At 45.6% G+C, this 26245-nt stretch carries 27 protein-coding genes and 1 pseudogene; 11 read left to right on the top strand and 17 right to left on the bottom strand.

What is annotated here, in order from left to right:
• Nucleotides 1-11 precede the first annotated feature (11 nt).
• The 3 genes from ACRRSX_RS16735 to ACRRSX_RS16725 are packed head-to-tail and all read right to left on the bottom strand — an operon-like array spanning nt 12 to nt 1952.
• Nucleotides 12-686 carry a ChrR family anti-sigma-E factor gene (locus ACRRSX_RS16735; protein ID WP_432452080.1) on the bottom strand — a complete coding sequence of 225 codons (675 nt, stop codon included), beginning with the start codon at nt 684-686 and terminating at the stop codon, nt 12-14.
• The gene (locus tag ACRRSX_RS16730; RefSeq protein WP_432452081.1) at nt 679-1305 is read right to left on the bottom strand and encodes a sigma-70 family RNA polymerase sigma factor; all 627 of its coding nucleotides are present in this window, start codon (nt 1303-1305) and stop codon (nt 679-681) included. The genes ACRRSX_RS16735 and ACRRSX_RS16730 overlap by 8 nt, the downstream gene beginning before the upstream one ends.
• A gap of 32 nt (nt 1306-1337) precedes the next feature.
• On the bottom strand, nt 1338-1952 hold the full coding sequence (locus tag ACRRSX_RS16725; RefSeq protein ID WP_432452082.1) for a hypothetical protein: 615 nt from the start codon (nt 1950-1952) through the stop codon (nt 1338-1340).
• A 143-nt stretch (nt 1953-2095) separates the two neighbouring features.
• Here ACRRSX_RS16725 and ACRRSX_RS16720 point away from each other — a divergent pair, with 143 nt between their 5' ends.
• Genes ACRRSX_RS16720 through ACRRSX_RS16690 form a run of 7 tightly spaced genes read left to right on the top strand, consistent with a single transcriptional unit; the run spans nt 2096 to nt 7439 of the window.
• Nucleotides 2096-2524, top strand: a complete 429-nt coding sequence (locus tag ACRRSX_RS16720) for a nuclear transport factor 2 family protein (protein WP_432452083.1) — start codon at nt 2096-2098, stop codon at nt 2522-2524.
• Nucleotides 2521-3246, top strand: coding sequence for an SDR family NAD(P)-dependent oxidoreductase (locus ACRRSX_RS16715; RefSeq protein WP_432452084.1), 726 nt, complete (start codon nt 2521-2523; stop codon nt 3244-3246). Before ACRRSX_RS16720 ends, ACRRSX_RS16715 begins: the two co-directional genes overlap by 4 nt.
• 1 nt (nt 3247) lies before the next feature.
• Nucleotides 3248-4501, top strand: a complete 1254-nt coding sequence (locus ACRRSX_RS16710; protein WP_432452085.1) for an NAD(P)/FAD-dependent oxidoreductase — start codon at nt 3248-3250, stop codon at nt 4499-4501.
• On the top strand, nt 4498-5232 hold the full coding sequence (locus tag ACRRSX_RS16705) for a DUF1365 domain-containing protein (protein ID WP_432452086.1): 735 nt from the start codon (nt 4498-4500) through the stop codon (nt 5230-5232). Before ACRRSX_RS16710 ends, ACRRSX_RS16705 begins: the two co-directional genes overlap by 4 nt.
• Nucleotides 5233-5254: 22 nt before the next feature.
• Nucleotides 5255-6478 carry a class I SAM-dependent methyltransferase gene (locus ACRRSX_RS16700; protein WP_432452087.1) on the top strand — a complete coding sequence of 408 codons (1224 nt, stop codon included), beginning with the start codon at nt 5255-5257 and terminating at the stop codon, nt 6476-6478.
• 3 nt (nt 6479-6481) lie between these two features.
• Nucleotides 6482-6955 carry a DUF2878 family protein gene (locus ACRRSX_RS16695; RefSeq protein ID WP_432452088.1) on the top strand — a complete coding sequence of 158 codons (474 nt, stop codon included), beginning with the start codon at nt 6482-6484 and terminating at the stop codon, nt 6953-6955.
• Nucleotides 6956-6989: 34 nt separating this feature from the next.
• Nucleotides 6990-7439, top strand: a complete 450-nt coding sequence (locus ACRRSX_RS16690) for a chalcone isomerase family protein (protein ID WP_432452089.1) — start codon at nt 6990-6992, stop codon at nt 7437-7439.
• On the opposite strand, the gene ACRRSX_RS16685 is transcribed toward ACRRSX_RS16690, so the two are convergent.
• The 4 genes and pseudogenes from ACRRSX_RS16685 to ACRRSX_RS16670 all read right to left on the bottom strand — a co-directional run.
• Nucleotides 7436-8086: a DsbA family oxidoreductase gene (locus ACRRSX_RS16685; protein WP_432452090.1), complete on the bottom strand. Its 651-nt coding sequence runs from the start codon at nt 8084-8086 to the stop codon at nt 7436-7438. The genes ACRRSX_RS16690 and ACRRSX_RS16685 overlap by 4 nt on opposite strands.
• 75 nt (nt 8087-8161) lie before the next feature.
• Nucleotides 8162-10075, bottom strand: coding sequence for a monovalent cation:proton antiporter-2 (CPA2) family protein (locus ACRRSX_RS16680; protein WP_432452091.1), 1914 nt, complete (start codon nt 10073-10075; stop codon nt 8162-8164).
• A complete protein-coding gene (locus ACRRSX_RS16675) occupies nt 10072-10695 on the bottom strand; it encodes an NAD(P)H-dependent oxidoreductase (RefSeq protein WP_432452092.1) in 624 nt (207 codons plus the stop codon). Before ACRRSX_RS16675 ends, ACRRSX_RS16680 begins: the two co-directional genes overlap by 4 nt.
• A gap of 206 nt (nt 10696-10901) precedes the next feature.
• Nucleotides 10902-11114 (bottom strand): annotated as a pseudogene (locus ACRRSX_RS16670) (VF530 family DNA-binding protein); the annotation flags it as partial.
• 220 nt (nt 11115-11334) lie between these two features.
• On the opposite strand from ACRRSX_RS16670, the gene ACRRSX_RS16665 reads away from it, so the two are divergent.
• Nucleotides 11335-11514, top strand: a complete 180-nt coding sequence (locus ACRRSX_RS16665; RefSeq protein ID WP_432452093.1) for a hypothetical protein — start codon at nt 11335-11337, stop codon at nt 11512-11514.
• A 121-nt stretch (nt 11515-11635) separates the two neighbouring features.
• Here ACRRSX_RS16665 and ACRRSX_RS16660 read toward each other — a convergent pair whose 3' ends face one another.
• The 5 genes from ACRRSX_RS16660 to ACRRSX_RS16640 form a co-directional block, all read right to left on the bottom strand.
• Entirely contained in the window at nt 11636-12037 is a 402-nt protein-coding gene (locus ACRRSX_RS16660) for a thiol-disulfide oxidoreductase DCC family protein (RefSeq protein WP_432452094.1), read from the bottom strand.
• 557 nt (nt 12038-12594) lie between these two features.
• Nucleotides 12595-12924 (bottom strand): RNA recognition motif domain-containing protein, encoded by a 330-nt coding sequence (locus ACRRSX_RS16655; protein ID WP_432452095.1) that lies wholly within the window; start codon nt 12922-12924, stop codon nt 12595-12597.
• Nucleotides 12925-13021: 97 nt separating this feature from the next.
• The gene (locus ACRRSX_RS16650; RefSeq protein ID WP_432452096.1) at nt 13022-13657 is read right to left on the bottom strand and encodes a 3'-5' exonuclease; all 636 of its coding nucleotides are present in this window, start codon (nt 13655-13657) and stop codon (nt 13022-13024) included.
• 180 nt (nt 13658-13837) lie between these two features.
• A complete protein-coding gene (locus ACRRSX_RS16645; protein WP_432452097.1) occupies nt 13838-15190 on the bottom strand; it encodes a sensor histidine kinase in 1353 nt (450 codons plus the stop codon).
• Nucleotides 15191-15214: 24 nt separating this feature from the next.
• The gene (locus ACRRSX_RS16640) at nt 15215-15937 is read right to left on the bottom strand and encodes a response regulator (protein WP_432452098.1); all 723 of its coding nucleotides are present in this window, start codon (nt 15935-15937) and stop codon (nt 15215-15217) included.
• Nucleotides 15938-16316: 379 nt separating this feature from the next.
• Between ACRRSX_RS16640 and ACRRSX_RS16635 the strand changes: the two genes are divergently transcribed.
• The 3 genes from ACRRSX_RS16635 to ACRRSX_RS16625 all read left to right on the top strand — a co-directional run bounded on the left by ACRRSX_RS16635 (nt 16317) and on the right by ACRRSX_RS16625 (nt 19238).
• Complete coding sequence (locus tag ACRRSX_RS16635) at nt 16317-17516, top strand: YjgN family protein (protein ID WP_432452099.1); 1200 nt, start codon at nt 16317-16319, stop codon at nt 17514-17516.
• 7 nt (nt 17517-17523) lie between these two features.
• Nucleotides 17524-18534 (top strand): M48 family metallopeptidase, encoded by a 1011-nt coding sequence (locus tag ACRRSX_RS16630; protein WP_432452100.1) that lies wholly within the window; start codon nt 17524-17526, stop codon nt 18532-18534.
• Nucleotides 18535-18719: 185 nt separating this feature from the next.
• Complete coding sequence (locus ACRRSX_RS16625) at nt 18720-19238, top strand: hypothetical protein (protein ID WP_432452101.1); 519 nt, start codon at nt 18720-18722, stop codon at nt 19236-19238.
• Nucleotides 19239-20815: 1577 nt separating this feature from the next.
• Here ACRRSX_RS16625 and ACRRSX_RS16620 read toward each other — a convergent pair.
• The 5 genes from ACRRSX_RS16620 to ACRRSX_RS16600 all read right to left on the bottom strand — a co-directional run bounded on the left by ACRRSX_RS16620 (nt 20816) and on the right by ACRRSX_RS16600 (nt 26231).
• Nucleotides 20816-21220 carry a hypothetical protein gene (locus ACRRSX_RS16620; RefSeq protein ID WP_432452102.1) on the bottom strand — a complete coding sequence of 135 codons (405 nt, stop codon included), beginning with the start codon at nt 21218-21220 and terminating at the stop codon, nt 20816-20818.
• A gap of 84 nt (nt 21221-21304) precedes the next feature.
• Nucleotides 21305-21745, bottom strand: coding sequence for a hypothetical protein (locus tag ACRRSX_RS16615; protein ID WP_432452103.1), 441 nt, complete (start codon nt 21743-21745; stop codon nt 21305-21307).
• A gap of 771 nt (nt 21746-22516) precedes the next feature.
• The gene (fhuB, locus tag ACRRSX_RS16610) at nt 22517-24499 is read right to left on the bottom strand and encodes a Fe(3+)-hydroxamate ABC transporter permease FhuB (RefSeq protein ID WP_432452104.1); all 1983 of its coding nucleotides are present in this window, start codon (nt 24497-24499) and stop codon (nt 22517-22519) included.
• 11 nt (nt 24500-24510) lie between these two features.
• Complete coding sequence (locus ACRRSX_RS16605; protein ID WP_432452105.1) at nt 24511-25446, bottom strand: iron-siderophore ABC transporter substrate-binding protein; 936 nt, start codon at nt 25444-25446, stop codon at nt 24511-24513.
• Complete coding sequence (locus ACRRSX_RS16600) at nt 25443-26231, bottom strand: ABC transporter ATP-binding protein (RefSeq protein ID WP_432452106.1); 789 nt, start codon at nt 26229-26231, stop codon at nt 25443-25445. The genes ACRRSX_RS16605 and ACRRSX_RS16600 overlap by 4 nt, the downstream gene beginning before the upstream one ends.
• Nucleotides 26232-26245: the final 14 nt, after the last annotated feature.

Below are 26245 nucleotides of genomic sequence, written 5' to 3'. Positions count from 1 at the left end.
AGTGAGCAACTTTATCGGAAAAACAACTGACTAAAGGGGTTGAGTAAAGATGCTAAACCCGAGGTAAAGTGTAAGGGAGCATCTAATAGAGTTAAGCACAGACAGTCTTGATCCGCTTCGGTTCTTGGCGTGTGGGTATGCTGAGTATCTCGGATCACAAAGTCTCCCGGGCCATAGCTGCCGCCATTGTCAATAAAGCGGCCTGCTAATACCAGTGTGACTTCTTGTCCCTGATGGGTATGTTCAGGGAGTGCACTGTTTTGATCCATATAAATAAAGTTCATTTTACTGTCACCGACAGAATCAACTCTGGCTCGCTGCAGTTTACCTGGCAGGCGTGCCCACGGGCCAATTTTTTTAGCATGGGCCTGTAATACACGGGGCAGTGCAAAGCTTTTATCATCGAGTTTGATTTTGGCTTGAAGCTGTTGAGGCTCCGTGGGTTGCGACGGTATAGTTTGCTGCATAATCATTTGCATCATGCTATCCAGCTGAGGATTGATTGCCACTGGTTCAGCCTGTTGTAGTTGGCTGGCTAAGCTGTTTTCCAGCTGCGCAACTCGTTGGCGACATGCACCACAAAACTCCAAATGGGCACTTACCATAATGCTCATGGACGGATCGAGTAAACCTGCTGCGTAAAGCTCAAGGCTGTTATCCGAGGGATGAAATTGAACATTAGTCATTCAAGGTCTCCTTCATTTTTTGAAGCGCTAATCGTAGGCGACTTTTTACCGTTCCTAGAGGTAGGTTAAGCATTTCGGAAACCTGTTGTTGGGATTCACCGTGTAAGTAAACTCGCCTCACAATATCGGCTTGTTCTTTGGGTAATTGTGAGAGGACCTGTTGTAACTCTTCGCGTACCAACGAATGATCCTCCGATGCAACTTTGTCGTGGTCCTGTTCTTCCGCTAAAGTCGGCCATAGATCATCGCCTTGTACCCAACTTTGCTGATGTTTGCCTTTGCGCATCAGGTCAAATTTAACGTTTCTTGAGACTGAAAATATCCAAGTCATTGCGAGTCCCTTGGAGGCATCATACAAACCGGCTTTTAGCCAAAGTTTAAGCATGGTTTCTTGCACCATTTCTAGTGCCAAGGATTCTTCAACAAATTGCTTTCTTGCTAGGTTTAATAAACGAGGCGCAACCTCTCGAAACAACCGTTCATAACTAGCACGACATTGTTGCTTGGCAATGTTGTCAAGTAACAAGGCTATCTCATCATCTACATGGGGCTTAAAACTGTTAGAAGCCATGGCTGTTTGATTACCGCCGATCGTCGTTTGGGGTTTAGATAATTCCATATTGCCAAATTCGTTGTCGGATTAATAACTGATTAACGTCGTAAATGAAGAAAACGATCGTTTTGTCGCAAAATAAAATTTAAATAGCGGATACATAGGGCTGGTGTCGCAGCTTTGAGTAGGCGTTGTTTGGTATCAATCGAGAGAGGGAGTAACTCTAACCAACGCCAACATAGCAGACGGACATCATTTAGGTCTTGCGCTTGATTGGTACAGTAAGAGTGTAGCTCGGGGTAGAGACGTTTTACCTGTAATAAGGCTTGTTGCAAATGAGGCTGTGGCGGATAAGTCTCGGGCGTTGGCCAAAGAATCAGTTGCTGGGCAGTGATAGTATCGGTGAACCATTCCTTAGAAAATTCCGGATGGTTAGTACTAATCAACCCCCAGCCTGTGACATTGAATTCAACGATAATTTGTTTTCGACTAAGCCAGTCCACCTGCTTGATCTCGCCTCGGCTTACCAAATCGTGTTTGCTAATGGCACAATGACCGTTACTGTCCTGAAACGCTAACCACATCCCCCCAGCCTTTTCGGCTGCACGAATGCTCGCGATAAATTCACCTCCTTGACCACTTAAGCGACCTTGGCGTTCCGGCATGAAGTGTTCGCTGTTAATGATGAGTGGTAAAACCTGATGGCTGTTCAAGGCAAAGTCCTGCGCTAAAGAGTGTCTTTGTTACTACGCAGTAAAGCGATAAAAAGATGACTGATCTTTATTCGTACTCTTCACGTACTATGATTAACGATAATGGAAACAAATGCTTATATTTTTTAATGGTGGAAAAACTGATGTCAACTCAGGCCATAGTACAGCAACTCGAAGCGTTTTACTTACAGTTAGATTTAGCCCAGATGAAGCATTTGGATGACATCTACACTGCGGATATTGAGTTTATTGATCCGCTGCATCATCTATTCGGTTTGGCGGATTTAGGTCACTACTTTGAGAATTTGCTACAAAATACTCAGCAATGTCATTTTATTTTTGACTCTCGTTTGGTCACTGAAGGAGAGTTCACTCTGACATGGCAGATGCAATTTACTCATCCCAAGTTAGGCAACGGTCGAACCATTAAACTGGACGGTATCAGTCATCTTAAATGTCGCGACAAAATCTACTACCACCGAGATTATTATGATGTGAGTGCAATGTTACATGACCATATACCGGTGCTTGGTTGGGTATCCAAGAAGCTAAAAAATGGACTTGGTCAATGAATATTTTAATTACAGGTGCCAGTTCTGGGATTGGTCGACAGCTAGCCTTGGATTTTTGCACCCAAGGGCATCAGGTATGGGGACTAGGCCGAGATAGCTCTCGCTTGCAAGCAATTGCTAAGCAGGGTGTGAAGCCGTTGCAAGTTGAACTGGGTGACTTGCAAGCCCTGCGTGAGCTGGTACTCGATCTGCCCGCGATGGATATTGTGGTGTTGGGGGCTGGAAGTTGTGAATATCTCGATCCGCAGTGTTTTGACGCCAGCCTATTTGAGCGAGTTTGGCAAAATAATGTGCAAAGCATGGCCAATTGTTTGGATGCCTTGTGGAGCCAATTGAAGCCGGGGTCGCAGTTGGCTTTGGTGGGAAGCCTGGCGCATTTATTACCTTTTAGTCAGGCTGGTGCTTATGGCAGTAGCAAGGCTGCCATACACTACCTCGCTCATGCCCTACGCACCGACCTAGCCGCTAAGCAAGTCAGCGTGCACTGTATACAACCCGGTTTTGTTAAAACGCCTTTAACTGATAAAAATCATTTTTCTATGCCTTATTTAATTAGCGTAGAACAGGCTAGTCAAGCTATTATTAAAGGGCTCAGTAATGGTCGTTTAGTGATTAATTTTCCTACGGCTTTTAGTTGCTTATTACGGCTATTACATGCTTTACCCTTAACTTGGCAGAACAAAATTTGCTGTCGCTTAGCTCGCAAGGAAGGAACCCCATAAAATGAAAATAGCGATTATTGGTGCTGGTATTTCCGGGATGACCTGTGCCTATCTGTTGAAGCAACAACATCAAGTCACTTTGTTCGAAAAAAATGATTATCTCGGCGGTCATACTGCCACCAATGAGCTAACCGTGAATGGTCAAAGTTATGCTGTAGATAGTGGTTTCATCGTTTTTAACGATCGTACCTACCCCTTATTTAATAAGCTTTTAACGAAATTAGGTATTCAGGCTCAAGCCACCGAAATGAGCTTTAGTGTGGTTAACCCTGAGTTGAACTTGCAATACAACGGGCACGACTTAAATACTTTATTCGCCCAGCGGCGTAATTTGTTGCGGCCTTGGTTTTATCAATTTATTCGTGAAATATTACGTTTTAATACTCTTGCCAAACAGGCTGTGGATTTAGATACCTCGGTTAGTCTAGGACAATTTTTAACGCAACATGGCTTTTCCAAACGCTTTCAAGAAAACTATTTGCTGCCGATGGGCGCGGCCATTTGGTCTTCTTCATTGAACGGGATTCACCAATTTCCAATGCAGTTTTTTGCCCGTTTTTTTGTCAATCATGGTTTATTAGATGTGAGTAATCGTCCGCAGTGGTATGTGATCCCTGGGGGCTCTAAACAGTATATTGCGCCTTTGCTCGCGGGATTAGAGCAGCAAATCCGCTTGAACAGTGATGTGGTTGCAATTCACCGAGACTCGAAAGGGGTCAGTATTGATTGCGCTGACGGTTCGCAATGGCAAGGGGATGCGGTGATTTTTGCTTGTCATAGTGATCAAGCGATGTCGATTTTGGATTCTGCTGCCAGTGAAGACGAACGACAAATCCTCTCTAAGTTGAAGTATCAGGCCAACCAAGTGATTTTGCATACCGATGATACGGTATTGCCAAGCATTCATAGGGCGAGAGCAAGCTGGAATTACTTGTTGCCGCCGAGTGACCAACGCGGCGACCGTTTAGCCTGTGTTAGCTACGATATGAACCGTTTACAGGGGTTAAAAGATGCACCGCAATTTTGTGTCACCCTCAATCCCTTGCAGCCCATCGCCGAAGACAAAGTGCTGAAACGCTTTAATTATATGCATCCGGTCTTCTCGGTCGATGGTTTTAAGGCACAACAGCAGCGTAGCAAGATCAATGGTCAACACCGAAGCTATTTTTGCGGCGCTTATTGGCACAATGGATTTCATGAAGATGGGGTTCGTTCTGCGGTGGAAGTTTGCCAGCAATTTGGGGTTGAACTATGAGTCTAAAACACTCCGCGATCGCATTTGGGGATACCTTTCATCAGCGCTTTGTGCCGCAAAAACATGGTTTTTCTTATCGTCTTTATTATGCATGGGTTGATTTGGCAGAAGAACAGGCGGTGCAGCAAGAGCTTAAAGCATTTGGTCGTTGGCTACCGTGGTTTCGGTTGCGAGCGAGTGATTACTTAGGCCATCAGGCGGGCAGTATTTTAGACAAAGCGATCGCTGCCCAACAGCATTTTCAGAGCGATTATCAAGCCAAACAAGTTGTGTTATTAGGGCAACTGCGTTGCTTGGGCTGGTATTTTAGTCCGGTTAATTTCTACTTGTATGGTGATGGGACATCTTTTGATTACATGTTAGCCGAAGTGACCAATACACCTTGGAAAGAGAAACACCAGTATTGGCTAGATTTAAATCAGCTGGCTGCACACGATAAGGCCTTTCATGTTTCGCCCTTTAACCCGATGGATATGGTTTATCACTGGCAAGTAGAATTGCTGGAATCACAACTTAGAGTGGTCATTGACTGCTGGCGTCAACAGAAAGAATTCAGTGCTGGTATTCGTTTATTTAAGCAACCATTGAACTCTTCTAGTCTTCGTCGCGTAATTCAATCATATCCTTTACTCACCTTAAAAGTGGTGGGCGGTATTTACTGGCAAGCGATGAAGTTGTGGTGGAAGAAAGTTCCTTTTTATGGCCATCCGATCAGCGCCAAAAACAAATAAGACATGTCTTTAAGGAAAAGCTATGACGACTGCAAAATCGCTCTCTTCGACAACTTTTAGCAATAGTTTAGATTGGACTCGGCATCTGGTACTTAAAACTTTTGATGGTTTAAAAGGCGGCGCAATTTTAATGAGTCAATCGGGCTATCCCTCGGTGCATTTAGGAGAGAAGGACCATCCACATGCGGTTGAAGTTCATATACTAGACAGCCAAGTGTTTTCGAAGATCCTTAAAGGAGGCAGCATCGCGGCTGGTGAAACCTATATGGAGGGTTTATGGCGATGTTCCGATCTGCATCGTTTGTTGCAGCTGTTGGCGAATAATCAAGCTCATCTGGATAATCTAGATCGCCGTTTACACTGGCTCACTAACGCATGGTTTAAGTTACAACATTTTTTTCGGCGTAACCATAAACGCCAGGCCAAGAAAAATATCTTGGCGCATTACGACTTAGGGAATGACTTTTATCAGTCTTTTCTCGATCCGCAGATGCAATATTCATCGGCTATTTTTGGCGGTAAGCCCTTAAGCCTCGCTGCGGCCCAACATAATAAATTAAGCCGGATCTGTGAGCAGTTACAGCTCAAGCCAAGTGATCACTTATTGGAGATTGGTACTGGTTGGGGAGGTTTGGCGATATTTGCGGCTCAGCATTATGGCTGTCAGGTAACCACCACCACCATTTCCGATGAACAATACCATTATGCCTGTCAGCAGGTAGAGCAAGCAGGCTGCGGTGACTTAATTACCGTCCTGAATCGAGATTATCGAGAGTTGAGCGGTACCTTTGATAAACTGGTGTCAATTGAAATGATCGAAGCCGTCGGAGAGCAATATTTACCCGGATTTGCTCAGCTTTGTGCCGAGCGCTTAAAAAGTGGCGGCTTAATGTTGTTACAAGCGATTACGATTGAGGAGAGTCGTTTTGCCGTTTATCGTAATAGTGTGGACTTTATCCAGCAATATATTTTCCCCGGAGGATTTCTACCTTCTCCATCCTTGTTAAAGCGTCTTTTTAGCCAACAGGGCTTGCAGCCAGTGCAACGTTTGGAAATCGGTCTTGATTATGCACAAACTCTGCAATATTGGCATCAGCGTCTGCAGCAGCACCAACAGCAGTCGCTCGACTTTGGTTTTGATGAACAGTTTTATCGGCTTTGGCACTTTTATTTCGCTTATTGTGAAGCGGGTTTCCGTAGTCATAATATTGGCACCGAGCAATTGACTTTACATAAGGCTTGGTGAGGCATGCAATGGCCAGTTCTCATCGCTTTTAAGCTAAATTGGTTGAGTGCCTTTTTCTGGGGGGACCATGCTCAGCCGATCCTAGTGGCGGGTTTGTTGCTGTTGATTATCTTGCAAGTGAGGAACTATCGCTGGCGGATCTTAATCCCTTGTAGCATGTTGGCGATGCTTGGCATATTGCTGGATTGGAGTTTGGTCACCTTAGGCGTCCTTGATTTTGCACAACCGGGTCTACCGCTTTATATGCTGCTATTGTGGGGCAGCTTTGCCTTGTTGTTACCCAGCTTACGGATTTTCCCGCAACCTTTTTTGGCTTTGTTGGTGAGTATTTTGGGACCGCTTAGTTATTATTTGGCAAGTACAGCACAATTATTTTCCTTTCATTCGGGGGTTTGGCAAGGACTCGCTATTTTATTCCCGCTATGGGCGGTATTTGCTTATCTCGCCCACCGTTTGCTGGAGAACAGCGATGTTTAATTTGGCTTTGTTTGCATTGATGCTTGGCACGTCCATGAGCAATTCGATTGAGCATTTAAAGCTAGTCGGTAATGCTCAATTAAAAGTTCTATTTTGGCCGATTTATAATGTCAGCCTGTATAGCGCTGATGGGCGCTATCAAGCGGACCGCTATCCCTTGCTTTTGAGTATTGAGTATTTGCGTGATATTGAACGACAAGCCCTATTAGACGCTACTGAAGAGCAGTGGCAAAAGCTCGGGGTTTGTCAGCAAGCGCCTTGCCAGCAGTGGTTAAGCAAACTGGCAAATATTTGGCCAAATTTAAGGCAAGGAGATCAATTACGTTTGGTGGCCGATTCTGCTGACAGTGGGCGTTTCTACTTGAATGGTCAGCTCATCGGTCATTTAGAAGCGCTGCGTTTTAGTCAATATTTTTTAGATATTTGGTTATCTGAGCAGAGTCACTTTCCTAAGCAACAACGACAGTTAGTGGGGGCAAATTAATCCTGCAAGCTTTGCTCAATCACTTGTATCAGTGTGTCACTGTTCTGCGCCCCAGACAGTAAGAAGCGTTGATTAAAGATAAACGCGGGGACCGCCTTAATCCCTTGGTTTTGCCAGCTATATTCTTTCTCTCTTACTTCTTCGGCATATAGTTTTTCATTGAGTACTTGCTCCGCTAGGCTGCTATCGAGTCCCACTTTGGCGACGACAGCGAGTAAGTTTTCTCGATCGGAGGGGGCCAGTTGTTGGCTAAAATATGCTTCGAATAGGGCTAGTTTTAATTCAGTTTGTTTTTGATAAGTCGCCGCCCAGTGCAGCAGTTGGTGAGCTTCGAAGGTATTGTAAATACGCGAGTCGCTATTAAAGTTAAAATCAAAGCCCAAGTCAGAACCAATCTGTTTCAGTTGCTGACGAGCCGTCTCACTTTGTTCCACGCTACTGCCATATTTTTGTTGAATGTGTTCTCTTAAGTTTTGCCCTTCGGCGGGGAGGTGTGGATTTAGCTCAAAGGGTTGCCAATGTAGCTGAACATTCAGCTTGGAATCTAATTTTGCCAAAGCTTGCTGTAGCCGTAAGTAACCGACAATACACCAAGGGCAGACGACATCAGAAACAATATCAATTCTTAAATCTGTTATAGCGGGCATAGTGCCTCCGTTGGTTACGACAGCCTTGAGTTAGCTCAAGGCAAGATCTCGGACAGAGCGATGGATTGCTGCGCTCTATTTTAATTCGTCTGTATAGCCTTTGGGGGGCGGCGTCCAACCCCGTTCGCTGCGAGAGTGAGTATCACTTCTATCACGATTCATCGCTTCACCGAGTAATTCTTCTAGTTTTAAAAATAATTCACGGTAGTCTGTGCTGATGTGCTTATCATCGCTGCTGGCCAACCATGCTTGGTACAATTTATCTTTATTGTCTTTTTCGATTTGATCAAAAGTACTCTTAAGCTGTTCTGCTTTAAAAGGGTGAAAGCCAAGTTCGGTTAGCGCTCTGCCTCCCATTTCCAGTGCCGAGTAGTAAGCTTCGGTGATGATGTGGTCAGCTCCTAGGCTGCGTAGCTCATAAGCGTGGCCACGGTCAAAGGCCCTCACCATTAAACGGATATGTGGAAAGGCATGTTTTACATATTTAACGATGTCTCTGACTCGTTCCTTATCGTCGATGGTTACCACCATTAACTTCGCTTGTTCGATGCCTGCACGATGTAATAGTTCGGGTTGGGTTGCGTCGCCAAAGTAGCTCTTAATGTTAATTTTTCTCATTAGTTCAACTTGGCCCGCTTGATGATCGAGAACCACAGTATTGATCCCATTGGCCACCAAGAAGCGGTTTACAATTTGCCCAAAACGACCGATACCAGCAATGATGACGGTGCCTTTCTCGTCGATCTCATCGGGCTCTCGCTGGTTTTCGACCCGTGCATAACGTGGCAGAATCACCTTCTCGTAGAAGATAAATAAGCCGGGTGTTAAGAACATCGAGAAAGCGACCACCAATGACAGAATTTTTGCCAAGTCTTCCGGAATCACGTGGTTTTGCTGGGTATAGTTGAGCAATACAAAACCAAACTCTCCCGCTTGTGCCAAGCTTAAGGCAAATAACCAGCGGTCACTATTTTTGATTTTAAAGGTGATGGCTAAGCCAAAGAGTACCAACGATTTGATGAGGATCACTGCCAACGTAATCGCGAGCACTACTGGTAAATGATTACTGAGGACTTCAAAATCGATGCCTGCGCCTACGGTAATAAAGAACAGTCCTAATAATAAACCTTTAAATGGTTCTATATTGGATTCCATTTCGTGTCTAAATTCACTGTTGGCGAGGACGACGCCCGCTAAAAATGTGCCGAGAGCGGGGGATAAACCCACTAAACTCATGAGTGTCGCAATGCCTATCACCAACATTAAGGTTGCGGCGGTAAATATTTCTCGTTGCCCTGAGTTTGCAACAAACCGAAATATCGGGCGACTGAGGTAGTGCCCGCCAATCACCACCGCCACAATCGCGCCAACTACCACTAAGGCATAAGCCCAGCTGGGCAGGTGGGCTGCAAAATTAAGCTCGGAACTGTGGGCTGCGGCTTGGTTTCCTAAGTGCTGGGCCTTTTCAATTAGTTCCGGCAGTGCGAGTAGGGGAATTAAGGCCAGCATCGGAATCACCGCAATGTCTTGAAACAGCAACACTGAAAATGAAGAACGGCCACCGTCGGTACGGTTGAGTCCTTTTTCATTAAAGGTTTGTAACACGATGGCTGTAGATGAGAGTGAAAATATCAGGCCGATAGCCAAGGCAATGGTCCATGGAAACTTGAATAATAGGCATATCAACATCACAACCACAGTGCTTAAACTCACTTGTAGCCCACCCAACCCCAGTAGTTTGTGGCGCATGCCCCAGAGCATTTTGGGTTCTAACTCCAAACCCACAACAAACAGCATCATCACGACGCCAAATTCGGCAAAGTGCTGAATGGTGGCGGTTTCGGTTCCCACTAAACCAATCACTGGTCCAATAATCACGCCCGCAATCAGATAGCCTAAGACTGAGCCTAAACCAAATTTTTTGGCCAAAGGCACACTGATGACAGCGGCACATAAATAGACAAAGGTTTGTAATAAATAACCTGTCATAGTCGCTCCTTGAACAGTGCTAGGTGCCGCTGGTTCAATTGAGGAAGGTGGGCCGCCATCTCAAGATCGATTTGTCCATGCTGTAGGGCGCTTAACAAATGATGCCAATTATCGAGATGTTGCTGCAGTCGATTTTCTTCAACCGCTGTCCGTGAGCCGAATAATACAAAGGGGGGTAAGTAATGCATGCCAGTTAATGAAGCGGTTTGTTCAATCGGACTAAGTAATTGCCTGATGGTAAAATGGTTATAACCATCGGCTGTATAGGCCGATTCGGCTCCTCCCGCCGTGATTGCGCATAGTAGTGTTTTTCCCTGTAGCTTGTTCCCTTGATGACCATAGGCAAAACCGTACTCGAGGACTAAGTCTTGCCATTCTTTTAATAAGGCAGGAACGGAGTACCAATAGAGGGGAAACATCATAATAACAATATCGTGTTCGATTAAGCGCTGCTGTTCTTTATCAATATCAATTTTAAAGCTGGGATATTCCCGATAGAGGTCAACTGCGGTCACTTGTGGCAGGGTTTGTGCGAGTTCAAACATCGGTGCATTGACTTCAGAACGCTCGAGTGAAGGATGGGCAAATAATAAAAGAATGCTGTTGAGCGCGTTCGGCATAGTGACTTCCTTTAAGCTATGCGGTAATGCAGATAAGTCAATATAGGTAAATTAGGACCTTAGATACAAGCGAAAGTCATTAAGTTTTTTGTGAGCTGCTGTGGCGTAAAGCTGATGGCTCATTGAATAAGCGCTTATCATCAAGCGCTTATTCAGGGGGGATGTGATTAATCCGCTCGAAAGCGCATCGATGTGTAGGCTCAAGAAAGACCTTTCATGCGTAAATATAGATTTTCTACCTTGTCGCGAGCCCACGGAGTTTTTCGCAGAAACTTGAGACTAGACTTGATGCTGGGATCAAGCGTAAAGCAGCGAATATTAATTCGAGCGCCGAGTTCTTCCCAGCCATAAAAATCGACTAGTTCGTTGACAATGGTTTCTAGCGTTTTACCGTGAAGAGGATTATTTGCTTGCTGCATATGACAGAGACCTTAAAAAATAGCGTTCTATTGTACCACTGCTTTGGTGGGGGTAAAGTACAGTGTCAGCCGCTATTTATGGACTAATTGAGTGAGATTAAGTTAGCGTAAATTGGGGCGAAGTCCCTCGGGTTAGATATCTTTAGTTTATATAAAATAGTTCTAAAGTTTTTATTCTAGCGGCCGATGAGTAGCTGATGTCCATGAAATAGGAGGTAGAATGGAAATCAATAGTACAAATGCTTCGCAGTCTATGGAAGTTATTTCAGCGCAGCTGGCTAAAGGTCAGCAGCAGCAAGATGGTAAGGCGGTGCAAGAATTAGTGGCCGCAACCGATATTTCTGACGCCGCACCAGCGAGCAGACCGGGACTCGGTGAAACTATAAATATTAAAGTGTAAATAGACTAAGCCGCTGTTGCGGCTTATTTTTTGGCGACCAGTAAGCGTCCATTCTTGACAGCTTCGCTCATTTTATCGCTTGTTTCCATGTAAGCGTTAACGAAGACCTGTTGGCTAAGCTTTAATTAAGGTTTTTACCCGTGCCACAATGTTGGCTGTCGCATTTTGTATGACGACCCACTAGTGCGGAGATACGGTAACGGTGCTTGGCAAATAATAAGTAGCCTCGATCGGCAACGCAGCGAATGATTGGTTTGCGTAGCCATTGGATCCAGGGTTTTTGCTGGACTAGGCCCCAAGCCTTGGCGGTCACATCTAAACCCAATAGAAGCTCGCCTTGAGCATTTTCTGCGTGCAAAATGTTTGCGGCTTTACGTCTATTAATATGAGGAAAGCGCTGCTTAAAGTTGGTTTGATTGATGTCTTGTAATTCGATCAATTGGTGGGTATCAAAGGACTTCAGCTGGCGCATTTCCGCCGCGCAGAGTGGACATTGAGCATCATAGAAAATTCTTAACTGCATTTCTGTATCCTGTCATTCAAAAGGTGAATATGCCAAATCTTTACTCGGATCGATCCCAAACAAATCCGTTTCGAGGATTGTTGTTGGTTTTAATCAATGATTGGCGGTGGTGATTCAGCCAGCATGTGACTGACTGATACCGATCTAAGTCATTATCTGTTTATTCTTGCTGGCCTAAATCACCGCTAACGGCGTGATGAATCTTGTGATAAGAGCCACTAGTTATTGCACTCATAGCTGATTATCGACAGATTTATTCTACACAATTAAGTTGATCACATAATTAATCAGATTGGTATTAGAACTACGAATAGACTTGACCAAGCGATCATTAGTTTAAAGGGAAATGATCGCTCGATGGGCTTCTGTGTGATTGGCTCAATTTAGCTTTCGTCAAGATGTATATTGGATGATTGAAGTCATGTTGGAAATGCGCAGTTCGTTGCGGTCCGCGCAGTGAGGGCTCACCTTAACTGAGTCGTCTATGTCACTTTGCCTCGAGATCATCAGCGTGGTGAATCATGCTGCTTCTCTCGAGTGGCGGTAAAATAACAGTTCTAGTCTTGCTCTGAAGGTTTGTTTGGTTGCTCGCTGACTTCAGGCCAAATAGAAGCACTTGCTGCTGTAGGGGCACGGCTGGCGAGGGGATTTTCTGCTGCTTGTTTCACTCGGATCTTATTGCCTGCTATCTTTTTGCCGTTTAAAGCTTTTATAGCGATTTCAGCTTCCGTTGGATCCGCCATTTCTACGAAGCCAAAGCCTTTCGACTTACCGGTTTCATTATCGAGAACTAAGGTGCACTCTTGCACATTGCCCTGCTCTGAAAATAGAGCGAGTAACTCAGCTTCACTCGTGGTGCGGGCAAGGTTGCGAATTAATAACTTCATCGATGATCCATTGTTTGGCGATTGTAAATAATTGCCAATTGTCCCATATCATGTCGCGCGAAGCTATCAAACCTTCGGTTCGTTTTTATGCTGCCAATTAAAACTGTTTTTGTGCGACGCGGCGAAGAAAATTAGGCACCGCGGTTTTACTTTTAGCACTAATTTGCTGCATCAGCTTAAAGCTTGGTGAAGTGATTTGGTGACCTGTTTGTAACTCTTCGAGGAGGCTTAACCATAACTTTGCGGTCATCTCTGAATCGGCTAAAGCGCGGTGAAATATGCCGTCGTTGGCGATATTTCGATAGGTCACTAAACTAGCTAATTTATGATTGGGCGCCGCTGGAAATATACGTCGCGAAAGTAACATGGAGCAGCTAAATTGCCCCGTATAGTGACGATTAATTTGCTTGAGTTCTGCATCGAGAAAACGTTGATCAAAAGACGCATTGTGAGCGACTAAGTTGTGCCCGCCAATAAAATCACAGAAACGTTCCATCACTTCTTCGCATGGTGCGGCATTGCTGATCATTCGATTGCTAATGCCGGTGTAATTTTCAATAAAGGAACTAATTCGAAACCCGGGATTCATTAGTTCTTGAAAGCGTTGGGTGGCTTGTCCATTTTCTAGCAATACGGCGCCAATTTCGATGGCTCGGTCACCTTGATTTGGCGATAGTCCAGTGGTTTCGAAATCGAGAATAATAACCGTGTTAGCAGGGGTAGATGTACTCAAAAGGCGGATTCACAGATTTGAAAAGAAGGGGGGATTTTACCCAAGCTCGATTTATATTTCGAGGTTATTTTTAGCGTTGTGTATTGCGGGTTGATAGCTGGTTCTACAAATGGTTGCGGCCAATCGCTTGTCACCTCGGCTCGGCCTTGCCTAAATCAACCACAAACGGCGGTAAAATAATCACGAACAGGGCTCATGGCCATTGTTTTGTGATTTTGGTTTGTGAGCCCTAGAGGCTTGTTTTCCATGAGTTGGTAGTTCTATGGTAAATAGTGCACCGCCTAAGGGGCTATCGCCGACACTGACATTGCCGCCGTGATTAATCACAATTCTTTCGACTATCGATAGGCCTAAACCGTGGCCGCCACTTTGCCTGCTACGACTATCATCGACTCGGGCAAAGGGCATAAAAATTGACGAGCGGTGCTGTTCAGGTACCCCGATGCCATCGTCGTGAACCTCAAAAAATACCGATGTTCCACGCTGATAGGCTCGAACTAACAGTTGCGATTTTGCATACTTTTGCGCATTTACAATTAAATTGTTAAGGGCTCGGCGTAGCAACTTGGGATCCACCATTAATGATAAATCTTCAGTACATTCAATTTGAATATTGAGAGCTGGATTTAATTTTGCGAAGCGTTCACAGTCACTCACGAGCAAAGGATTAGGCTTAACGAATTCAAGTTTACTGGTGGTTGCTTTCGACAGCTGGGAAAAGCTGATTAATTCATGAGTCAGCTCTTCAAGGCTATCTAGATCTTCGTCCATATCTTGAATATGTTGGTGCATGGTATGCATATCATGAATCGATCGGGTCATATCTAAAGCAAAACGCAGATTATTAATCGGGTTCTTTAGTTCATGAGATACCGCCATGGTCATGGCGTCTTGCTCTTGGATGAGAGTTTTCAATTGGTAAGCCATGGCGTTTAGGCTACGCGCCATATGGTTGATTGGTGCAGGGGTTTTCTCATTGGCGGTGACGTCGAAATTACCTTCGCCTAATAACTTGGTTATTTTCGCTAAGTGATAGGTATGGCGGGTCATTGAAAAAGAAAACCACATCACCGTTGCCGCTAGGCTCCCAGTAATAAATACCACCATATACCAAAATAGCCACCCGCCGCGATCGACAAATTTTTCATCTAAAGTCAGTTCCAAAACTTGTTGATTTGGCCATAGATAATACAAGGTGATTTCGTCTTCATTAAAAATATGCGTCACAACCTGTATGTATTCTCGGTGGCGTAGCAGCTGCAAACGCTTATCTTGATCAATTTGACTCAGTGGCATCAGTCGAATGAAAAAAGGAAACTCTTGTTGGTACTTTTCTAGGATCGCGTTGATATCGGGTTGCTTGGCTTGAAGAATATCTCGTTCTAATAAATAGTAGATGGGGAGTACGACTTTGCGGATTTGTTGGCGTTCAATTTGTTGGATATGCTCTTGTATCAAAGAGGCATAGAGGATGGTGGCGGCAAAGATCGCAAAGATCGATGATAAGAATAAACGAAGAAATAGGGTTAGCATGCTAAGAACCTTAGCTGAAGATCATTAAGTTTCTTTAACAAACAGATAGCCTCTTCCTCGAACTGATTTTATGTAGCGATAAGGTGGTGCATTGTCATTTATTTTTTTGCGTAGGGTGGATATTCGCATGTCTAGAGAACGGTCTAAACCATCATAGTCGATACCTCTTATTTCTTTAAACAAAAGGTCTCGGGGAAGCACGTGTCCAGCATTATCCATGAGGAAATAGAGTAAGTCGAATTCGGCATCAGTCAAGTCGAGCAATTGGTCCGCTAACCAAATTCGTCGCTGAGTTTTGTCGGCCAGCAGCTCTTGATAAACTATACGGTTGGGGTTGGGGCGAAATTCTGTGTAGTTGTCAGTTTCTGCTAAGCATTGACTGCGGCGTAACATCGAGCGTAAACGCGCTAATAATACATGTGGCCGCAGCGGTTTTTTTAAGAAATCATCAACCCCTAGATTGAGCGCCGATACTTCGGTGACCTCATCACCTTGAGCTGTCACCATTAAAATCGGCCCCGTATAAAACTCTCGAACCTTTTGGCAGACTTGGATACCATCCATACCGGGTAGCATCAGATCGAGTAGCACTGCATCGGGTAAATGTTTCGCTATTAATACCGGCGCATCATCTCCTCGTTCCGAGGAGATCACATCAAAACCTTCACTGCGTAAAAATGTAGCTACCAATTGCTGTTGTCGAGAGTCATCTTCAATTAATACGATCCGTTTTCTGTCTTGATTCAAATTTTATCCTCCCATGCACAAATGTTAGCCAAACCAGTCATTCTAGAGAGCCGCTTGCTTGATGCAATGAGTGCTGACAAAAAAACGACAAATATCATGACTTGATGAATTATAGATAAAAAGGCAGCATAAATGCGCGCAATATTCGTATATCCAGTATCTTTATCTGAAAGCTGGATTTTATAAAGCATTTTTATTTTTTATTAAAGTATGGCTCTCGCTTTTTTATTGAATAATGGTTTGCTAGTGCGAGCGATTGGAACGGCAAAAATTGATGCTAAAGTTGGTTTTTGTTAAGCAAATCAAATACTATAAAAAATTTATTTGTCAGTAGCTTAAACCTAACCTTTACTTTTTATTCCCAATAGGAATCGATTACATGGAAAGTCAGCAACAGCCGCGTCACCAATTTACATTCTTAGGGCGTGCCGGTGAATATTTTGGCATTTGGATCGTGAATATCTTACTCACCGTTATTACTTTGGGGATTTATTCCGCTTGGGCTAAAGTGCGCAATAAGCAGTATTTTTACGGCAATACCGAACTTGCCGGTGAGTCTTTTGAGTATTTGGCAAAACCTATACAAATTCTTATTGGCCGAATTATTGCGGTAATTTTGGTGCTTGGGTGGCTTACGCTACCTTCATTTCACCCCACTATTGGTGGCTTAATGGTGCTTCTGTTTGTGCTTGCTACGCCTGTGTTAGTGGTGCGTAATTTACGTTTTGATGCTCGGATGACGCGCTATCGGAATGTTCGATTCGATTTTGTAGGCAGTTATGGCCGTGCTTATATGGTGTTATTGGTACTGCCTTTGTTATATTTTGTTGGCTTCGCTATCGCTGCCGGGGGATTGACATTTCTCGCCCAAATGAGCTCACCGTGGATCCTCGGTATCATTAGTATTGTGGCCTGTGGACTAGGTTTAACCTTTATCTATGCTTTAATTACCAGCCAAATGAGTCAGTTTATTTTAAATGGCTATCGCTGGGGGCAGCAACAATTTGGCGCAGAGATTGGTACCGGACGCATATTTAAAATCTATTTAAAGACAGCGGCTATCGGCTTAAGCGGTTTATTAGTCATTGTTGCAATCGGAGTCGCTATTTTTGTGGGTTCGATTGGTATTGATTTCTCTCAGTTGGGGGGATTAATACAGCAGCTTAACCCGGAAAACTTAGAGAGTGATCTTGGTGTTCACTATGGTTTGTTTGGGGCTATCTTGGCAATTTATATCAGTATGTTTTTGCTTGGCTGGTTTGTGAGTGCCTATCTAAAAGCCTGCTTACGTAACTATCAATTTGGTGAAACTGTTTTAGCTGATAAATTGCAGCTAAATTCAACAGTGAAACCTTGGGCGTTTTTAGCTTTGCTACTTAGCAATTTGTTGCTTACTGTGTTCTCTTTAGGTTTGGCCTTACCCTTGGTAAAGGTTAGGTACGCTCGGTTTATGGCAAATGCCACCGCAATTGACGGCGATATCGATCAACTGACTACTCATAATCAAGTGGATGACGGTAATGTCGCGATTGCCGATGAAGTAGCCGATGCATTTAGTATTGAAATTGGCGTGATTTAGGACTGACATGCTTATTTCTGGAAAAGTGTTTGTGGCGAATAGCTCGCTAATTCGAGCCGCCTGTTTAAGTTGTTCCGATGAAGGGAAGCTGGAGCTTCGTGATGAGGAAGGCTGTATTCGAGCATCTTTGGCCGAAGTCGAAGTGTCGATGGCGATTGGCCGTCAGCCACGTAGTCTGATATTTGCCAATGGTCACCGCTTTGTCGCGGAACAGCCCGAGCAGTTAGCGGCTTGGCTAGAGCTCCATGGCAAAGGTTCTCTGGCGAAGCGCATCGAGAGTAACCTTTTAGCGATAGTGTTTGGCGTGCTGCTGAGTGCCCTATTGATGTTTTGGAGTATCGATAAGGGACTGCCGCGTTTGGCACACTATCTGGCCGGTTTTGTGCCGTATTCAGTTTCGCAAGAATTGGGTCAACAAACCTTGAGTCAATTGCAAGCTTTCGGCTTTCAAGACAGCCAGTTGGATGCGTCCCTACAACAACAAATTAGCGCAAACTTTGCGCGCTTAGTTGAAGGCACTGGGGAGCTACCAGGCGAGCCAAAATTGTTCTTCTACAACATGGGTGAACAAGCCAATGCTTTTGCCTTAGCCGACGGCAGTATTATTGTGACCGACCGTTTAGTTTCACTGATGCAACAGCCAGAGCAACTGAACGGCATTTTACTGCATGAGCTGGGCCACTTTGTCCACCACGACGGGATGACAGCCTTGGTTCGTTCGACTCTGGTCACTAGCGCGGTGATGCTACTGGTGGGTGATGCGAGCGCCTTGGTTGATGGTTTAATGGGGGCCGCAGTCTTGGGCTTAAATATGGGGTATTCGCGTGAGGTTGAGAGCCGAGCCGATTTATTTGCTTGCCATAGCGCGGCCCATTTAGGTTTATCTGGCGGGCAAATACTGGCGGGTTATCAGCAGCTGTTTAACCAGCAACAGACCGCAATACCACAATGGATAAGTAGCCATCCAGAAGACCAGCAGCGGATCTTACAATTGAAGTCTTGCTTGCAAATGGAATAAGCCGAACAGACTGCTCTACAACGTTTTTATTGATTGTAAATTAGTGGCCTTCGAGCCACTTTTTCTTTGGCGGGGATGCTTACTCTGCGTTGCTTATAGCTTTTGGTGAAACTTTTCTTGATATAGTCGGAGAGCATTGGGCTTGGGGAAACCGTGCTCATCAGTTTATAGAACAGGGATTGTCTATGGCTAGAATATTTGTTTTGATGCTGGCTTGGACGGCAGCATCGTTTAGTGTTGATGTGCTTGCTGTGTCGGTCGCGAGTTACCCACAAGATTGGCGTTCTTGGCCGATTGCCAATGTGAGTATGGTACCGGGCAAAGATGTGGTGTTGCCTGCCGATACGCCTTTGTTTATTCAAGAAGCGGTTGCGGCTTACAATTGGATTAACGATGGCAAAGGCACCAAACTGACGACCTATGTACACCCCGATAAGGTCGCCCAATATGCCAGCCACGGTCCGTACAGCGATGGGGTTACGGTGGTTGGCGTATATGAAACTCCTGGCGTAGTGTTTGTGACAGAGCACATCGCAGGGCAAGCCATTTATGGAACCTATGATACGAATGGTCAGGATATAAGCGCCCAGCATCCCACCTTTGAGCCGGAATTTTGTGGTCGTTGCAAGCCCTTAAAAAGTAAATCTGAATTCGCCATATTCAAGCTCACTATTACAGCGCCAGAGCAGCCGTTTACTGGCTAATGAGGCTGGCAGATGGTTCTGGCTGCTTGGTCATCAGATAATCTGGATTAGTCTGGACTCAACCTGCCACTTTGCTTCGCAAGGGGCGATCTGTTCTGACTGGTTACTCTAACCCATTTATGCCCCGTTCTGTGTTAGCAACGAGGTAAAAGCTTTCGCCTACGGCGACGTCATTAAGCTTCAACGAGCAAAGCTTAGCTAAGCAAAAAGAAAGCTCGCCCAGCATCTTCTTAAACCCTGCGTTGCGCATTCTCAAGGGCGTTGAAGTAAACACTACGCTCAAACAGACTTCATGTTCATTTGCGCTACTCGGCGAAAATGATGGGATTTAAAAGCGTAATCTTGGCTATCGAGAGTGTGAAAGGTTTTTGTTTTTAGAATGGGTGTCTAGTTTATTATTTTTAGTTTTGGATAGATCTGTTAGTGAGGGTTTCGCCCTGACGGCGATATACTTTTCTTTGCTGGCCAAAGAAAAGTATACAAAAGAAAGGCCACCCTGCATCTTCTTAGATCCTCCGTTGCTCACTCACAAGGGCGTTGAAGTAAACACTACGCTCAAACAGACTTCAACTTTGCTCCCTTGTTCATTTGCGCTACTCGGCGAAGATGATGGGATTTAAAAGCGTAATCTTGGCTATCGAGAGAGTGAAAGGTTTTTGTTTTTAGAATGGGTGTCTAGTTTATTTCTGTCTGGACTCAATCTGCCACTTTGCTTCGCAAGGGGCGATCTGTTCTGACTGGTTACTCTAACCCATTTATGCCCGGTTCTGTGTTAGCAACGGGGTAAAAGCTTTCGCCTACGGCGACGTCATTAAGCTTCAACGAGCAAAGCTTAGCTAAGCAAAAAGAAAGCTCGCCCAGCATCTTCCTAAACCCTGCGTTGCGCATTCACAAGGGCGTTGAAGTAAACACTGCGCTCAAACAGACTTCAACTTTGCTCCCTTGTTCATTTGCGCTACTCGGCGAAGATGATGGGATTTAAAGCGTAATCTTGGCTATCGAGAGTATGAAAGATTTTTGTTTTTAGAATGGGTGTCTAGTTTATTTTTACAGGTATTGAGTGTGCTAAATCTGTTTACACGGCCGCCCCCTATAAAATAAGAACTTAGTTATAACAAGCAACTGCAAGCCATGAATTGCCCTATTTAAAGACGCCGGATATATGTCAGCGAACCGATCTTCAATCAGGAGTTGCAAAACACGGGGCGTCCATATATGTCTCGATTATTTCCTCTGATTAAACAGCAGCAGTCAGCTTAGCTGTTCAAGAAAAGCCGCTCTGGGATGAGCGGCTTAGAAACTAATAGCTATCTTCTTTTCATTAAATACCGACTAAATAGAATAACTGCGCATATGAGCATTCCAGCCCCTGATGAGCTAGTCAGACTATCTTTAGAAGCCCCCACCCAACAACTATAGAGAACAATTAACACTTGAAGCTGAGCAATCAGGCTAAAGCCATTTGCCCTCAATGAAAATCGCTTTATCAGTAATGGTGCCAATAAATATTGGCACCCAAGAAGGAGCAGATAAAAAGCAATCAACCACATTATATTTACTTGCAAGACTAACCCTCTTTAGTTATTCGGTGCAAAAGTACTTAAATTATCTTTTGCAGCCCATGCGTCGGCTGCTCCAGTTACCGATGTGCTTGTTTTTATTGCGGGAACCATTTTGGTATAAGTCATAGCAGATGTCCCCCAAGCGCCACTGTTTACAGTTCGAGATACAAGGGTAGTCCATCCACGATATATAGTAACAAGCTCAGCAGCAGCCCTTGCATAATCACCAACACTAAAATCAAACCCGTAGAATTCAGCAGCATTCCTATAACCACGTCCCAAGAAGTCGTAGTTGCGGTTACCGCCATAGATAGCATTTGATAAATCACCCACGCCAGATGCATACATAGAAGCACTACCTAACATTAAATAACCACCAACTGTTGGGTTAAAGTTTTTCAGTAACCAGTCTCCGCCCATTCCAACAGTGCCAGCACCAATTTTTGCTAAACTACCGATGGCTTTAAATAAATCATCCCTAACTTGCCTACTTTTGAGTCGGTTCTACATGAATGAGCCAAATCCCTCTTGTGCAACAGAGCTTGATACCTTATTAACCACATACTGAATCGCACTGGTGATCGCCCCATTGGCAAATTTCCCACTGGTCAACCTAGAAACCGTACCGCCAGCAATTGCCTGAACTATTACTCGGGGAGCATTTGTACCTGTTTTGACCCATCCAACGCCTTTCATAATACCAGCCGTTAAGAACCCATGACCAAACTTACCACCTTGAAGCTTAGAAAGCACACCTCCCGCTGCGGCATGCGCCGCAACATGTGCCACGCCATTTTGCTGGAAGAACCCGGAGCTTGATTTAAAGGCTCCGCCAATCCCACCAAATACCGCTCCAGAGAGAGCACCATAAGCAGCCCCCCCCCTCAAAGTGCCAGTGCCGACAAAACCTGCCGGAAATAAACTAGCCCCCCATTCTAAAAACAAAAACCTTTCATACTCTCGATAGCCAAGATTACGCTTTTAAATCCCATCATCTTCGCCGAGTAGCGCAAATGAACAAGGGTGCAAAGTTGAAGTCTGTTTGAGCGTAGTGTTTACTTCAACGCCCTTGAGAATGAGCAACGCAGGGTTTAAGAAGATGCAGGGCGAGCTTTCTTTTTGCTTAGCTAAGCTTTGCTCGTTGAAGCTTAATGACGTCGCCGTAGGCGAAAGCTTTGACCCCGTAGCTAACACAGAGCGGGACATAAATGGGTTAGAGTAACCAGTCAGAACAGCTCGCCCTTGCGAAGCAAAGTGGTAGATTGAGTCCAGACTAATCCAGACTAATCCAGACTAATCCAGATTATCTAGTACAGATAATCACTCATCAATTCATCCACTGCTCACCGAGAGAGCGGCGCTTGTGGGATGAAGGTTTATTACAGATGAGGCTTTTGCGCTCCAAATCGTCAGGCTGGCGGTACTTAATTGCGGCAGAATCATGTCCTCAATTCGGGCTTCAAAAAAACCAAACAAGACGGTAAGCTTTTGAATGATAGCAGACTTGATAAGTCGCTCAATTTAACTGCGCTAATTGCCTCGCAGTTGCCGTGCAACGATCACGAACTGGGGGGCTCAATCCTTTGAGCGCTCTGCCAGCACGGGCTTGTTGCTGGCGAAAGCAATTTACTGCGCCCTTTCGGCTGGCCAGATGGCGCAGCCTTTGGTGTTTGGGATCGCCAGCGCGTGGGCGCGAAGCGGTTTAAGATGTATCTTCTACTGGCTTTGGTTTGGCGGGTGACCGCTTCTGCTCAGTAACAGGATCAAGTAACTGCCACCTAATATAGAGGCAATGGTGCCCGCTGGCATCTGTACCGGATAGAGCAAGACTCGACCTAACCAATCGGATACCAACATTAATAATGCGCCAATGATGCATGCCAGTAGTAACTGCGGCGCAGCTTTCTTGGCGCCAAGCATCACCGCCATATGCGGAGCTAATAAACCCACAAAGGCTAAGGGGCCAATCACGGCGGTTACTAGTGCGCATAATAGCGCCACGATGATGAGTAATATCAGCCGAGCCTGGCTTATATTCAGGCCTCTCGCCTTAGCGATGTCATCTCCCGCCGAAATCAGAGTTAACCAGCGACTCAGTGACAGGCTGAGCAGCCCTAACAGCGTCACCGAGACGAGCAGCAAGATGACCTGTGAGGGAGCCACGCGATAGGTGGTTCCGGATAACCAGCCCAGGATGCTATAAACCTCATCACTGCCTTTGGCCAAAACAAAGGCGATGAGGGCGTCGATGAGCGCCGCTAAAGCAATGCCAATTAATACCATCATTGCGGGTGAGAACTGATGTTTTCTACCCAGTAGCAGCAGTAGGGCGAGGACCGCACTACTGCCAATAAATGCGACTAAACTTCCCACCTCAAAAATTGACGCACCGGTGAAGATAGTGGTGATGACCAAGGCAAATGTAGCACCAGCCGACATCCCTAAAATGTCGGGGCTGGCCAAGGGGTTGCGGATCAGTCGCTGTAAGATTACCCCGGCCATGGCCATCGCTGCACCGCCCGCCACGGCGGCAAATACTCGTGGCCAGCGTAGCTGCCAGGTGTGTAAATTACTGATGGATAACTGCCAGCCATGCAATGAAGGTGCAACAAATAAGGCGACAAATAATATGCTTAACAATAGGCAGATTAAAGCTAGGGGCAGATGCTTGTGTAAGCTGACGGCGCCTTTTGGCAGGCTTAGACTTTGCTGGTCTTTCGCGCCTAGTTTGCCACGGCTAAACCAAATCAGTGCTGGGGCCCCAATTAAAGCCGCCGCGGTGCCACTTGGGATCATATTGGTTGTGTAGCCGCTGGCAATCAGGGCAATCATATCGGTTATTAGCAGCAATAAAGCGCCAATTAAGACACTAAAGCATAATTGGTCACGGGCTGTTCTGGCACCTAAACTACGCACGATATTGGGTGCCAGCAGACCAATAAAAGCGATTAATCCCACAGCGGTAATCGCGCAGGAGAGCATCCAAATGGCGAAGCCAATCAGCGTGACCATGGTGGGAATGAGGCTTAAACCACGAGCCCCGGCCGCCTGTTCACCTAAACGTAATAGGCTGAGTGGGCGAGGGGCAAAATATAACAACAGGGGCATGGGCCACAACTTTGGTAGTAACCAAGTCACCCAACTCCAGTCGCTTTGAGTGAGATCACCAGCACCCCAAATAAACAGGTTTTTAGCATATTGATCATGTGTCATCACGATAGCCGTCGCGATGGCACCTAACAGTAGATTGATGGCCAAACCCGATAAAATCACCGGTAAGCCCCCCAAACCCTGACGACCCGCAATAAAAATGACCAGTGCAGTGCTGAGTATGGCGCCTCCCATGGCAAACCAGTGCCCATAAAGGGGGACTAGACTGGGTAAAAAGACACTTAAACAGACCAAGCCTAACCACGCGCCAGAAGACGCGCCTAAGGTCATCGGCGATAATAAATAGTTTTGTGTTAACTGCTGCAAAAGGCTACCGACCAAACCCAATACGCCGCCCACAATAATCGCTAAGCTGAGTCTTGGCAGGCTGGCATACAAAAACATCACCTCGGAAAATTGCTGGCTCTGCCAGTGGTGAATCAGGCTCAGCTGACGGAAGAGGCTGGGTGCCTCGCCTATTTGTAAATAGCCGAGGGTAGCGACGATGAATATGCCGCCACTAAGGCTGTATCTGGATAATATGCTCATCGGTGTTGGGTTTACTCGGGACTGTTGATGTTTAATAAACTGTCGGTAAGGGCCTGAGCGAAGTAGCCAACCGAGTTTACGCCACCATAACTCCAGATAGCTTCCATGGTGGTGTAGTGGCCTTTGCGGACAAACGGCAGAGCTTGCCATAGCGGTGAGGCTTGCAACTGTTTTTCTTGATCAAAGGGTTTAATGTTGACCACGATGCCCTCTTCAATTTGAGCTAAATCGCTTAGTTTCTTCTGGGCGATCCCCCATTTAGAGGGGCCTAAAGGGAGCGCGGGGGCGATCCCTAATTGCTCGGCTGCGGCTTGGGAAAGTGAATTATCTCCATAGACGATAATCGTTGAGGCATTGTTGAATCGAATGGTGGTTACTTTGGGGATATGCCCCGAAAAATGTTGGGATATTTGTTGTTTTAAATCTACAAATTGCTTCTCTAAGGCGGTGAGCTTTTGTGCGGCGACCGTTTGTTTATCAAATAACTCGGCCAATTGCATAAAGATTTTTTTGGACTTTTGATAGTTATCCTGGCTGGCGTTAAACGAATCAAAAAACAGCGTTGGTGCAATTTTTTCTAAACGCGGCAGTAGATCGGCCTGTGAGCTACTCAGTAAGATGACATCTGGTTTGAGTTCTTCGATTAACTCGAGATTCGGCTCCATGCGAGTCCCCACATCGGTGACGCCTGCCGGAATGGCTGGTTTGACGACCCAGGTTTGGTAACCGGCAATATCGGCAATACCCACCGGGACAAGACCTAATTCCAACACGTTTTCTGCCATGGACCAGTTGAGTGCAACAATGCGTTGCGGCACCTTAGCAAAGTGATGCGACTTGATGTCATCGTTGATGGTTAAAGCCAGTGCCAGGCTTGATTGAAGCACTAGCATCAATAAAACGGTTTTTATGATGAATGGAGTTCGGCGACAATGAGTTTGAATCATAATTGTTCCTCTTCGGGATAAGCGACCGCGGCCACGGGGAGGTTTTGCTGGGCTTGTTTGATTAAATCAAAATCCAAGCCATAAATTTTTCGCAGGTTCGCAGGTGTCAGTAATTGTTGAGGTGAGCCATCAAAACAGATTTGCCCCTGTTTTAAAGCCAGAATGCGATCGGCAAAGCGACAGGCCAGATTGACATCGTGCAAGATCACAACAATACCGCGCTGCTGCTGTTGGTTGAGCTGACGCAGTAATTGCATTAAGTCGTATTGATGACTAAGGTCTAAGGCGGATGTCGGTTCATCAAGCAGCAGCATCGGGGCCTGCTGGGCAAGTAACATGGCAATCCAGGCGCGCTGACGTTCCCCCCCTGAAAGTTGATCGGCTAGCTGCTCACCGTAGTGGCTGACATTGGTTTGCCGTAGGGCTTGCTGGACTGCTAAATGGTCACTGGATTTCCAGCGGCCTAAAGTTCCACGCCAGGGGAAACGGCCTAAACGGACTAATTCGGTCACCGTTAATCCCGCAACATCTGGAAGTCGTTGTGGCAGATAGGCCAGCTGCTGAGCCAATTGGCGCTGGGAAAGCCTCTCCAAGGAATGTTGATTTAAACAAATACGTCCTTGAGTTGGGTTTTGTTGGCGCGCTAATAGCTTCATTAAGGTCGACTTTCCGGAACCATTGTGGCCCAGAATGACGGTGATTTGCTGCGCAGCAATGCGCAACTCTGGAATATTTAACACGGTGTTTTGTTGATGACGTACGATGACGTGGTGTAGCTCTAACATCGGAGGTTTACTTT

It is taken from the genome of Agarivorans sp. QJM3NY_30 (genome assembly GCF_050870855.2).
Classification (GTDB): Bacteria; Pseudomonadota; Gammaproteobacteria; order Enterobacterales; family Celerinatantimonadaceae; genus Agarivorans.
This window is presented reverse-complemented; position numbering and strand designations above follow the sequence as displayed.

What these genes read in the sequence shown, in the direction of transcription:
- ACRRSX_RS16630 (WP_432452100.1), top strand. Translation starts at nt 17,524, where the DNA reads ATGCTTATTTCTGGAAAAGTGTTTGTGGCGAATAGCTCGCTAATTCGA.
- ACRRSX_RS16655 (WP_432452095.1), bottom strand. Translation starts at nt 12,924, where the DNA reads ATGAAGTTATTAATTCGCAACCTTGCCCGCACCACGAGTGAAGCTGAG.
- ACRRSX_RS16625 (WP_432452101.1), top strand. Translation starts at nt 18,720, where the DNA reads ATGGCTAGAATATTTGTTTTGATGCTGGCTTGGACGGCAGCATCGTTT.
- ACRRSX_RS16600 (WP_432452106.1), bottom strand. Translation starts at nt 26,231, where the DNA reads ATGTTAGAGCTACACCACGTCATCGTACGTCATCAACAAAACACCGTG.
- ACRRSX_RS16605 (WP_432452105.1), bottom strand. Translation starts at nt 25,446, where the DNA reads ATGATTCAAACTCATTGTCGCCGAACTCCATTCATCATAAAAACCGTT.
- ACRRSX_RS16700 (WP_432452087.1), top strand. Translation starts at nt 5,255, where the DNA reads ATGACGACTGCAAAATCGCTCTCTTCGACAACTTTTAGCAATAGTTTA.
- ACRRSX_RS16720 (WP_432452083.1), top strand. Translation starts at nt 2,096, where the DNA reads ATGTCAACTCAGGCCATAGTACAGCAACTCGAAGCGTTTTACTTACAG.
- ACRRSX_RS16645 (WP_432452097.1), bottom strand. Translation starts at nt 15,190, where the DNA reads ATGCTAACCCTATTTCTTCGTTTATTCTTATCATCGATCTTTGCGATC.
- ACRRSX_RS16680 (WP_432452091.1), bottom strand. Translation starts at nt 10,075, where the DNA reads ATGACAGGTTATTTATTACAAACCTTTGTCTATTTATGTGCCGCTGTC.
- ACRRSX_RS16690 (WP_432452089.1), top strand. Translation starts at nt 6,990, where the DNA reads ATGAGCAATTCGATTGAGCATTTAAAGCTAGTCGGTAATGCTCAATTA.
- ACRRSX_RS16675 (WP_432452092.1), bottom strand. Translation starts at nt 10,695, where the DNA reads ATGCCGAACGCGCTCAACAGCATTCTTTTATTATTTGCCCATCCTTCA.
- ACRRSX_RS16665 (WP_432452093.1), top strand. Translation starts at nt 11,335, where the DNA reads ATGGAAATCAATAGTACAAATGCTTCGCAGTCTATGGAAGTTATTTCA.
- ACRRSX_RS16660 (WP_432452094.1), bottom strand. Translation starts at nt 12,037, where the DNA reads ATGCAGTTAAGAATTTTCTATGATGCTCAATGTCCACTCTGCGCGGCG.
- ACRRSX_RS16715 (WP_432452084.1), top strand. Translation starts at nt 2,521, where the DNA reads ATGAATATTTTAATTACAGGTGCCAGTTCTGGGATTGGTCGACAGCTA.
- ACRRSX_RS16685 (WP_432452090.1), bottom strand. Translation starts at nt 8,086, where the DNA reads ATGCCCGCTATAACAGATTTAAGAATTGATATTGTTTCTGATGTCGTC.
- ACRRSX_RS16695 (WP_432452088.1), top strand. Translation starts at nt 6,482, where the DNA reads ATGCAATGGCCAGTTCTCATCGCTTTTAAGCTAAATTGGTTGAGTGCC.
- ACRRSX_RS16735 (WP_432452080.1), bottom strand. Translation starts at nt 686, where the DNA reads ATGACTAATGTTCAATTTCATCCCTCGGATAACAGCCTTGAGCTTTAC.
- ACRRSX_RS16705 (WP_432452086.1), top strand. Translation starts at nt 4,498, where the DNA reads ATGAGTCTAAAACACTCCGCGATCGCATTTGGGGATACCTTTCATCAG.
- fhuB (WP_432452104.1), bottom strand. Translation starts at nt 24,499, where the DNA reads ATGAGCATATTATCCAGATACAGCCTTAGTGGCGGCATATTCATCGTC.
- ACRRSX_RS16710 (WP_432452085.1), top strand. Translation starts at nt 3,248, where the DNA reads ATGAAAATAGCGATTATTGGTGCTGGTATTTCCGGGATGACCTGTGCC.
- ACRRSX_RS16635 (WP_432452099.1), top strand. Translation starts at nt 16,317, where the DNA reads ATGGAAAGTCAGCAACAGCCGCGTCACCAATTTACATTCTTAGGGCGT.
- ACRRSX_RS16730 (WP_432452081.1), bottom strand. Translation starts at nt 1,305, where the DNA reads ATGGAATTATCTAAACCCCAAACGACGATCGGCGGTAATCAAACAGCC.
- ACRRSX_RS16620 (WP_432452102.1), bottom strand. Translation starts at nt 21,220, where the DNA reads ATGGGCGGAGACTGGTTACTGAAAAACTTTAACCCAACAGTTGGTGGT.